This window comes from Pigmentiphaga sp. (assembly GCF_019689535.1).
Lineage (GTDB): Bacteria > Pseudomonadota > Gammaproteobacteria > Burkholderiales > Burkholderiaceae_B > Pigmentiphaga.
Window position 1 is genome coordinate 1 of sequence record NZ_JADGHH010000138.1, and the last position, 9,531, is coordinate 9,531.

The 9,531-nt window shown below is 66.2% G+C and carries 9 protein-coding genes; 6 read left to right on the plus strand and 3 right to left on the minus strand.

What is annotated here, in order from left to right; genetic code table 11:
• Both IRZ12_RS12315 and fusA read right to left on the minus strand, forming a co-directional pair.
• On the minus strand, positions 1-493 hold a 493-nt coding region (locus IRZ12_RS12315; RefSeq protein ID WP_296468823.1), incomplete at its 3' end, for an AI-2E family transporter.
• 135 nt (positions 494-628) lie between these two features.
• Entirely contained in the window at positions 629-2,731 is a 2,103-nt protein-coding gene (gene fusA / locus IRZ12_RS12320) for an elongation factor G (protein WP_296468825.1), read from the minus strand.
• Between the two features lie 417 nt (positions 2,732-3,148).
• On the opposite strand from fusA, the gene IRZ12_RS12325 reads away from it, so the two are divergent.
• From IRZ12_RS12325 to IRZ12_RS12335, 3 genes are read left to right on the plus strand one after another with little or no spacing between them, the layout of a single operon-like run.
• Positions 3,149-4,099, plus strand: coding sequence for a tripartite tricarboxylate transporter substrate binding protein (locus tag IRZ12_RS12325; protein ID WP_296468827.1), 951 nt, complete (start codon positions 3,149-3,151; stop codon positions 4,097-4,099).
• Positions 4,100-4,149: 50 nt separating this feature from the next.
• Positions 4,150-4,632, plus strand: a complete 483-nt coding sequence (locus IRZ12_RS12330; protein ID WP_296468829.1) for a tripartite tricarboxylate transporter TctB family protein — start codon at positions 4,150-4,152, stop codon at positions 4,630-4,632.
• A gap of 3 nt (positions 4,633-4,635) precedes the next feature.
• A complete protein-coding gene (locus IRZ12_RS12335; RefSeq protein ID WP_296468831.1) occupies positions 4,636-6,123 on the plus strand; it encodes a tripartite tricarboxylate transporter permease in 1,488 nt (495 codons plus the stop codon).
• 39 nt (positions 6,124-6,162) lie between these two features.
• Here the strand turns inward: IRZ12_RS12335 and IRZ12_RS12340 are convergent, their stop codons facing one another.
• Positions 6,163-6,945 carry a DUF2238 domain-containing protein gene (locus IRZ12_RS12340; protein WP_296468833.1) on the minus strand — a complete coding sequence of 261 codons (783 nt, stop codon included), beginning with the start codon at positions 6,943-6,945 and terminating at the stop codon, positions 6,163-6,165.
• A gap of 157 nt (positions 6,946-7,102) precedes the next feature.
• On the opposite strand from IRZ12_RS12340, the gene IRZ12_RS12345 reads away from it, so the two are divergent.
• The 3 genes from IRZ12_RS12345 (at position 7,103) to IRZ12_RS12355 (ending at position 9,519) form a co-directional block, all read left to right on the plus strand.
• A complete protein-coding gene (locus IRZ12_RS12345; RefSeq protein WP_296468836.1) occupies positions 7,103-7,894 on the plus strand; it encodes an SRPBCC family protein in 792 nt (263 codons plus the stop codon).
• Between the two features lie 326 nt (positions 7,895-8,220).
• The gene (locus IRZ12_RS12350; RefSeq protein ID WP_296468838.1) at positions 8,221-9,213 is read left to right on the plus strand and encodes a tripartite tricarboxylate transporter substrate binding protein; all 993 of its coding nucleotides are present in this window, start codon (positions 8,221-8,223) and stop codon (positions 9,211-9,213) included.
• 60 nt (positions 9,214-9,273) lie between these two features.
• Positions 9,274-9,519 carry a hypothetical protein gene (locus IRZ12_RS12355; RefSeq protein WP_296468840.1) on the plus strand — a complete coding sequence of 82 codons (246 nt, stop codon included), beginning with the start codon at positions 9,274-9,276 and terminating at the stop codon, positions 9,517-9,519.
• Positions 9,520-9,531 lie beyond the last annotated feature (12 nt).

Sequence of the window (9,531 nt, forward strand, 5' to 3'; positions counted from 1 at the left end):
AGGCAATGTGGAACGCATTGCCCGTGGCCGAGAGCACGACGCGGTAAATATTGCCGAGGTGTTCGCCGCTGACGAGCTGCACCCAGGAACCGAGGGCATGCGGCCTTCCGAGATACTCCTCCCAGTAGCCGGCCAGCCTGTCGCCGATCACGGGCAAGGCCGTCACCCACTGCGGGACGGGCAACCCGTCGCGGTTCGCCTCGAGCAGCCAGCGGATCAAGTTGCTGGCCTCCTGGATGGCATAAGAGACGCCGAAGGCAAAAGGCACGATCAGGCCGACCACGATGACGAGCAGCGCCGTGCTGGCGGCCAGCGCCCGACGCCCCCCGCACACGTGCACCCACCGCCGGTACAACGGCCAGCTCGCAAAGCCGATGATCAGCGCGGCCAACCCCGGCACGAGAAATCCGCTGAAGAAATAAGCGCCGGCCAGCAACATCAAGACCAGCAGCCAGCGCGCGACGAGGCGGGCAGAAAAGACGGGAGGCGTCATGAAAGGCGGATCGAGGGACAAATACCGAATAATGTCGCCGACAACTGTACCAGCTGCGCGGAGCGTTGCGGGCGAAAGAACGATTGCCTCGTCTCCCGATCCCGGATGCGGCGCCGGCCCCGGGCCCGCAAGCCGTCAAAGCTTGCGAGACCCGATCACCGCCTCGGCAACCTGCCGGGGCACTTCGGCGTAGTGCTTGAACTCCATGGTGTAAGTCGCGCGGCCCTGAGTCAGCGACCGCAGGACGGTGGAGTAGCCGAACATTTCCGCAAGCGGCACTTCGGCATGCACGACCTTGCCACCGCCTGCGATGTCTTCCATCCCCTGCACCATGCCGCGACGGGACGACAGGTCTCCCATCACGTTGCCCATGAATTCCTCCGGCGTCTCGACCTCGACGCGCATCATGGGTTCGAGCAGCACGGGGTTGGCCCGGCGCATCGCCTCCTTGAACGCCATCGACGCCGCCGTGCGGAACGCGTTCTCGCTCGAATCCACGTCGTGATAGGAACCGAAGGTCAAGGTCACTTTCACGTCCACCACGGGATAGCCGGCCAGCACGCCGGAAGCCAGGGTGTCCTGGATGCCCTTGTCGACCGCGGGAATGTATTCGCGCGGCACGACGCCGCCCTTGATGGCGTCCACGAATTCATAGCCCGTGCCCGGGGGCTGCGGCTCCACCGTGATCACGACGTGGCCGTATTGTCCGCGGCCGCCCGACTGCTTGATGAACTTGCCTTCCACGTCCCGTACCGTGGACTTGATGGTTTCGCGGTAGGCGACTTGCGGCTTGCCGACTTTTGCCTCGACGCCGAACTCGCGTCGCATGCGGTCGACGATGATCTCCAGGTGCAGTTCGCCCATGCCCGAGATGATGGTCTGCCCCGATTCTTCGTCGGTCCGGACGCGGAAAGAGGGATCCTCCTGCGCAAGCCGGCTCAGGGCCAGGCCCATCTTCTCCTGGTCGGCCTGGGTCTTGGGCTCCACCGCCTGGGAAATGACTGGCTCGGGGAACGCCATGCGCTCCAAAATGATGGGATGGTCCGGATCGCACAGGGTATCGCCGGTCGTCGCCTCCTTCACGCCCACGGCCGCCGCGATGTCACCGGCATAGACTTCCTTGATTTCCCGGCGCTCGTTGGCGTGCATCTGCACGATGCGGCCGATCCGCTCCCGCTTGCCCTTCACGGGATTGAAGATGGTGTCGCCCGACCGCACGACACCGGAATACACCCGGAAGTAGATCAATTGACCGACGAACGGGTCGGTCATGATCTTGAACGCCAGCGCGGAAAACGGCTCGTCGTCGGAAGGATGGCGTTCGGCCTCGCGCTCGCCCAGGTCGACGCCCTTGATGGCGGGCACGTCCACCGGCGAGGGAAGATAGTCGATGATGGCGTCGAGCATTGCCTGTACGCCTTTGTTCTTGAAGGCGCTGCCGCACAGCATGGGTACGATTTCACCCGCCACGGTGCGCTTGCGCAGCCCGCGCTTGATTTCTTCTTCGGTGAGGGGCTCCCCGCCGAGGTACTTGTCCATCAGCGCCTCCTCGGCCTCGGCCGCCTCGGCCACCATTTTGTCCCGCCACTCTTCGGCGGTTGCCAGCAGCTCTGCAGGGATGTCCCGATATTCGAAGCGCACGCCTTGGCTGGCCTCGTCCCAGATGATGGCCTTCATCTTGACGAGGTCGACGACGCCCTCGAAGTGGTCTTCGGCGCCCACCGGGATCTGTATTGGCACGGCACGCCCTTTCAGCCGCTCCACGATCTGCCGCTGCACGCGGAAGAAATCGGCGCCGACGCGGTCCATCTTATTGACGAATGCAATGCGCGGCACGCCGTACTTGTTGGCCTGGCGCCAGACGGTCTCGGATTGCGGCTGCACGCCGCCGACCGAATCGTAGACCATGCAGGCGCCGTCGAGGACACGCATGGAGCGCTCCACTTCGATGGTGAAGTCGACGTGCCCAGGGGTGTCGATGATGTTGATGCGATGTTCGGGGTAATTGCCGGCCATGCCCCGCCAAAACGCGGTGGTGGCCGCCGACGTGATCGTGATGCCGCGCTCCTGCTCTTGCTCCATCCAGTCCATGGTAGCGTTGCCGTCATGGACTTCCCCGATTTTGTGGTTGACCCCGGTATAGAACAGGATGCGCTCGGTGGTCGTGGTCTTGCCTGCATCGATGTGGGCACTGATGCCGATGTTTCGGTAGCGCTCGATTGGGGTCTTGCGGGCCATGGCGATCTCGTCGAAAGGTGACAAACGAAATGCGAACCGCGCCGGTTGAAGAGAAGCCGGCTCAAAACCAAGAAAAACGAGTTTGCACGATTTCGCCCCGGCCGGGAAAAGCGCGCGCCTGGGCTCCCTGCCCGCCGGGGCGACCTCGTATCAACTTGCATTGGCCCAAATATGGGCGCATTCCCAAAAATCAAGCCTCCCGCCTGGTTCCCCCAGGGCTGGGGGCCCGGTGCCGCGGGCCATTCCCGCCCCTTCAGGCCAGGTACGCCTAGGTGGCGGTCGGGCCGGGTGCGTAAGCGGAACGCTTTTCCGGAGCCCGCATTTGGGCGGATACTGTAGACGTCGCGACACGGACCTCCCGCGGCCGCTCGCCCGGGTTCCAACCGTCAACGAAGGAAGAAGAGGAAGGAGATACGCATGAACACCGTACGAAAATGGGTAGGAGCCGTCCTCGCCGCCGCGCCGCTCCTCGCCATGGCCGCGCCCGCCAAGGTGATGGCCCCTGGCGGCCCGGGCGGTGGCTATGACGGCGCCGCGCGCATTCCGCTCCAGGTCATGCAGCAGACCGGCATCTTCACGGATGGATTCCAGGTCACGAACCGGGGCGGGGCGGGCGGCACGATCGGGCTCGCCGAGTTTTTCCGCACCAGCAAGGGCGACGACAACGCCATCATGTCCATCGGCGCGATCCTCGTCGGCGCCATCATCACCAACAAATCCCCCGTCACCCTGGACCAAGCCACGCCCCTGGTGCGCCTGACCGACGACGCCGGCGCGATCGCGGTGGCCGCCAACTCACCCATCAAGACCATCGCCGATGCCATCCAGGCCCTGAAGGCCAACCCCGGAGGCACGGCCGTGGCCGGCGGCTCCATTGGCGGCACCGACCATGTCACTGCCGCCCTCCTCGCCAAGGCGGTCGGCCTGCCTCCCACCAAGGTCAACTACCTGCCCTACACCAGCGGCGCGGAGGTCGTCACGTCCCTGGCGAGCGGCCAGGCGAAAATCGGCATCTCCGGGATTTCGGAGCTGAAGAACTTCGCCGACCAGGGCCGCATCCGCCTTATCGCCGTTTCGTCCGAGAAGCGCCTGCCCGGCATCGACGTGCCCACGCTCAAGGAGAGCGGTTTCGACGTCGTCATCGGCAACTGGCGCGGCATCATCGGCCCACCGGGGATGAGCCAGGCCGGCCGCGAGATGTGGCTGCAACGCTATGCCAAGCTGCACGCCACCCCCGAGTGGAAGAAGACCCTCGCCGACAATGGCTGGGACGACGCCTACCTTGCCGGCGACGATTTCGCCGCGTTTCTCGAGAAAGAAAAAGCGCGCCAGGCCGAAGTGCTGAAGTCCGTCGGGCTGGTCAAGTAGCGGCCCGACTGAAAGTCCGGGGCGAGGCGCTCGCCCCTTGGAGGCTACGCATGGGTACTCCCCCCAGAAAACCCTGGTGGCTGGGCCTGGCCATCGCAGGCGTCGGCGCGACCTGGGTCTACCAAGGCAGCACGCTGCCCCAGCTGGGCGGCTACGCGGCGCTCGGCCCTGGCTTTTTCGTCAGCGCCGTGGGTGCCGTCCTAATGTTGCTGGGCGTCCTGCTGCTGGTCCAGATCGCCCGGGGCGAAACCTTTTCCCCGCAACAAGCCGAAGACGCGGCAACCGAGGCCGGTGCCTCGTGGCCCGCCCTGCTCTGGGCGGCTGCAGGCGCCGCCTTGCCGCTGCTCACCATGAAACCTCTCGGTTTCCCGTTGACCGCGATGGGCTCGTTCGCCCTGGTCACGCGGGCGTTCGGGTCGCGGCGCGTGCTGTTCGACTGCGCGGTGGGCCTGGCGCTCGGGGCGATCTGCTGGCTCGGCTTTTCGCGACTGGGCGTCGACCTCGGCGGCGCCTTTCCCCTTGTCGGGTGGTGACCGATGGAAGCCCTTCAATCCCTGCTTTCGGGCTTTGGGGTCGCGTTGCAGCCCGTCAACCTGTTCTGGGCCTTCCTCGGCTCGGCGCTCGGCACCGCCATCGGCGTGCTGCCCGGCATCGGCCCGGCGCTCACCATCGCCCTGCTGCTGCCGGTCACGGTCCAAATCGCGCCGACCTCCGCCTTCATCATGTTCGCCGGCATCCTCTACGGCGCCATGTACGGCGGCTCGACGACGTCCATCCTGCTCAATGCGCCGGGCGAAAGCGGGTCCATGATGACCGCGCTCGAGGGAAATAAGATGGCGCGGGCCGGACGGGGCGCGGCCGCGCTCGCCACTGCGGCCATCGGTTCCTTCGTCGCCGGCACGCTCGCCACCCTGGCCCTGAGCTTCGTGGCGCCCGCCATCGCCGAACTGGCCTTCGTGCTTGGGCCGGCAGACTACTTCGCGCTCATGGTGCTGGCCTTCACCTCCGTCTCGGTCGTGCTCGGTGCCTCGCGCGTGCGCGGCTTCACCTCGCTTTTCCTCGGGCTGTCGATGGGCGTAGTGGGCATAGACGGCCAGACCGGCCAGGCCCGGCTGACGTTCGGCTCGGCCGACCTGCTCGACGGCATCGAACTGACCGTCGTGCTGGTCTCGCTCTTCGCCGTGGGCGAAATCCTGTACGTCGCAAGCCGCTACGCCAAGGCACCGCCGCGCATCAACCCGCTCGCGGGCGGCACATGGATGACCGGGCAGGATTGGAAGCGCTCCTGGAAACCCTGGCTGCGCGGCACGGCGCTGGGCTTTCCCATCGGCGCGCTGCCCACCGGCGGGACCGAAATCCCGACCTTCCTCTCCTACGCCATCGAGCGCAAGCTGAGCAAACACCCCGAAGAGTTCGGCCACGGCGCGATCGAGGGGGTGGCAGGCCCCGAGGCGGCAAACAACGCCGCGGCCGCGGGGGTCCTGGTGCCCCTGCTGACGCTGGGCCTGCCTACCTCGGCCACCGCGGCCGTCCTGCTTGCGGCCTTCCAGAGCTATGGCTTGCAACCCGGGCCGTTCCTCTTCGCCAACAGCGGCGAGTTGGTGTGGGGCCTGATCGCTTCGCTCTACATTGGCAACCTGATGCTGCTGGTGTTGAACCTGCCGCTCGTCGGCATGTGGGTGCGGTTGCTGCTCATCCCCCGCCCCTACCTGTACGCGGGCATCCTGGTTTTCGCCCTGGTCGGCATCTGGGGAGTGGCCAACTCGTGGACCGACCTGGCGCTGATGTTCGGCATCGGACTCATGGGCTACGCGATGCGGGTCTACGACTTCCCCATCGCGCCCGTCCTGATCGGCCTCATCCTCGGACCCATGGCGGAGACGCAGCTGCGGCGCGCCCTGGCGGTGGGCGAAGGCGACCCGCTCATCCTGGTCTCGACGCCGGTATCGGCCACGCTGTTCGCCCTGGCCCTCGCAGCGCTCGTGCTGCCCTGGCTGCTCCGGCGGCTCAAGCGCGCGGCATGACGTGGGCCGGTGCAGCCGCTCGCGCAGGCCAATGCCTGGTCAATGGGGATCGGGGCCGGCGGGCACCCGTGCGCGCGATTGTTCTAGCTTGCGGCGGATTTCCTCCTCCCCATAGGGGCGCGGATCCTTGACACGCAAGCTTTCCGCCCACTCGCGGGAGAAGTCCCGCTGCAGCCAGCGGTTCACCGCCGCCGTGACCAGCATGGCCAGCGCCGCGCCGGCCGCCGCCAGCAGCATGTCTTTGTGCGCGTCCCAAACGTCGCCCTGGGTGCCCAGGTACGCGACGCCCAGGTCGCCGCCGAAGAGCTCGGCCGCCGCCCACTCGAAGAGCTCAAACATGGCCGAGGTTGCCAGCGTGAACTCCAGCGGCAGGAAGTATCCCCAGAAACCCTTGGCGTCCGCCACGCGCAGAAATACCTCTCGGATCGGATACGCGAGCAGCAGCCCATACGAAAAGTGCACAGCGCGATCGAAATGGTTGCGCTCCCAGCCCCAGAGACTGTTGAAGCTGCTGCCGGCCAAGGCCTGCCACCAAGCGTCATAGGGCACCTTGGCATAGGTATAGTGGGCACCGATGGCGTGCAGGCACAAGAAAATGAAAATCAGCGTGTAGGACAAGCGCGAGAACCGGAAATGCCGCCAAGACAGCGCAAGGCCGGCACAGAACACGACCACCAGCACGTTCTCCAGCGCCCAATCGCCGCGATCGAGTGGGCGAATGGCGAGTGCGAGCCAAATGAGCGCGTAGGCCGCCGCGAGCGCCTGCACATAGCGGCGATACCCCGCGCCCAAGCCCATTTCCATGCGTCCTGCGTCAGCCATGTCCAGTTTTCCGTTGACGTTGGCGCCCTCCGCCGCCTTCCTTTTTTCCGTCGCGGCCAGGCAATTCTTACATCTTCCGGGGTGCCCCCCATCGGACGCGGCGGGGCACATCGCTTGCTACCTCCACCGAGGCTCGCGCAGCTTAACGGAGAGATCCATGGAAGACCAAACGGACGTCGTGCCGGAGCTACCCTCGGAATGGGAAGCGGAATGGCCTGCATCGGCCGACCTCAACGTGGGGCCGGCCGAGCGCATCGGTTCAGCGGCGGGAGGCGCCCTGCTCCTAGTGTGGGGGCTGCGCCGCGGCGGCTTATTGGGCGACCTGGCGGCGGCGGCCGCCGCGGGGCTGTTCTGGCGCGCCGCGACCGGCAGGTGTCCGGTCAAACAAGCTGTCACGCCTTCGCCCCTGGAGCGCCGCATTGCCCGCGAGCAGGGCTGGATCTCTGCCGCCGCAGCGACCCATGCCATCGTCATCGACCGACCGCGCGAGGAAATCTACCGCTTCTGGCGCGACTTCTCCAACCTGCCGCGCTTCATGCAGCACATCGTCAACATCGACGTCATCACCGACATGCGCTCCAGGTGGACGGTCAAGGCGCCCTTCGGCAAGACGGTCGAATGGATCGCGCACGTGGTCGAGGACATCCCCAATGAGCGCATCGCCTGGGAGGCCGAAGCCACGGCAGACATTCCGAACACGGGCTGGGTGGAGTTCCGCAACACCGCCGACGGCAAAGGCACCACGGTGCGGGCCATGATCGCTTACCAGCCGCCGCTGGGCCAGGCCGGCCGGGTGGCCGCCCGCCTCTCGCGCGAGAACCCCTCGCGACAAATGGCCGAAGACTTGCGGCACTTAAAGCTTTACCTCGAGGCGGGTGCTGCCGCGGCACGAACCGCGGGGGAGCCACCGGCCCCGACCTCCGGTGAAACAGCGCCCGGGACGACCTGACCTGCTTCCCCCTTTCTGCCGGACCCCACGAGCTTTCCTTCCCCCAGGGAGGCTCCCGGCAGCTTAGGCGGTTCGCCCTTTCCCGAGGGGTGCGAACCGCATTCTTTTTTTTGTGCTCCTCGCCGGAATTTATTTCCAGGAGGAGACATTGTTTCACTCGCGAAACCGCAAACCCCTGTTAATCGCTTACACTACAGCGCCACGCACCCGGCGGCCGCGACGCAGTCCGCGGCTCATCCGGATCGCCGCACACCCTGCGGTGCCCGCCACGGCGCGGGTTGTACAAGCGCCGCTACTGGCTCTCTTTATTACGTATGGTTATCAAGATGTACTCGCAATTCCAGTCCGGCCGACGCGCCCTGCTCGTCGCCGCCGCCGGCGCCGCCGGTGCAGCCGCCATTTCCTCCCCCGCCATGGCCGCCGATTATCCGACGCGACCGATCACCATCGTAGTCGCCTACGGGGCGGGTGGCGATACCGACGCCATGGCGCGCCTTTTCGGCGAAAAATTGACGGAACGCCTGGGCCAACCCGTCATCGTCGAGAACCGGGCGGGTGCCAGCGGCATCATCGGCAGCAACTACGCCGCCCGCGCCAAGCCAGACGGCTATACCCTGCTGCTGGCACCGAGCACCTTCTCGATGGCGACCCACGTGGTCAAGACCAACGGCAATACCTACCATCCTGCCAACGACTTCGCCCCGATCACGCAAACGGCCGACCAGCCTTTGCTGCTGGTCGCCAGCCAGGCTTCGGGCTACACCTCGGTTGCACAGGTCATCAAGGATGCCAAGGCAGGCAAGGCGCTGACCTACGCCACCCCCGGCTCGGGCTCGCCCATGCACATCCTCGGCGAGATCTTCAACCAAGCCGCCGGCATCAAGCTCGTCCACATCCCCTACAAGGGCGTCGCCCCTGCGGTCAACGACCTGCTGGGTGGCCACGTCGCGCTGAGCTGGATGACCTTCGGCCCCGTGGAGCCGCACCTGGCCTCGGGCAAGATCCGCATCCTGGCCAATGGCGCCCAGACCCGCACTCCGCTGGCACCGGACGCGCCCTCCATGGCCGACCTGGGCTACAAGGTCAACGTTTCGGCCTGGCAAGGCCTTTACGCGCCCAAGGGCACGCCGGACGAAATCGTCCGCAAGCTCAATGCGCACATGGCCGAAATCCTCAAGATGCCCGACGTAGTCGAAAAAATGCGCGTCTTCGGCGCGTTCGCCAAAGCGAGCACGCCCGAGCAGCTGGGCAAGCTGACGGCGGACGAGCATGAATACTTCGGCAAAGTCGTCAAGGAATTCGGCATCCAAGCCGACTGAGGCAAGCCACGCCGTGACGGCGGCGGGGAACCTCCGGCGGCTCCGGCTTTCTGAAGTAGCATGAGGGTCCGCCGCTACGCCGCCTTAGCCTGCACCGTCGCGCTAGCATGCGCGGGCTACGTCGCACTCGACCGCTGGCAGCGCCAACTGATCTTCTCGGTCGAAATGGGCGAACGCTCGTGGTGGCGGGAGCCTCCGGCCGGCACGGAAATCTACGACTTGCCCGTTCCCGGCGGCGGCGCCATACGCACCTGGTACTGGCGCCACCCGGCCCCCGCCCCCCCCACCCTGCCCGGCTCTTTATAACATCAACCACGC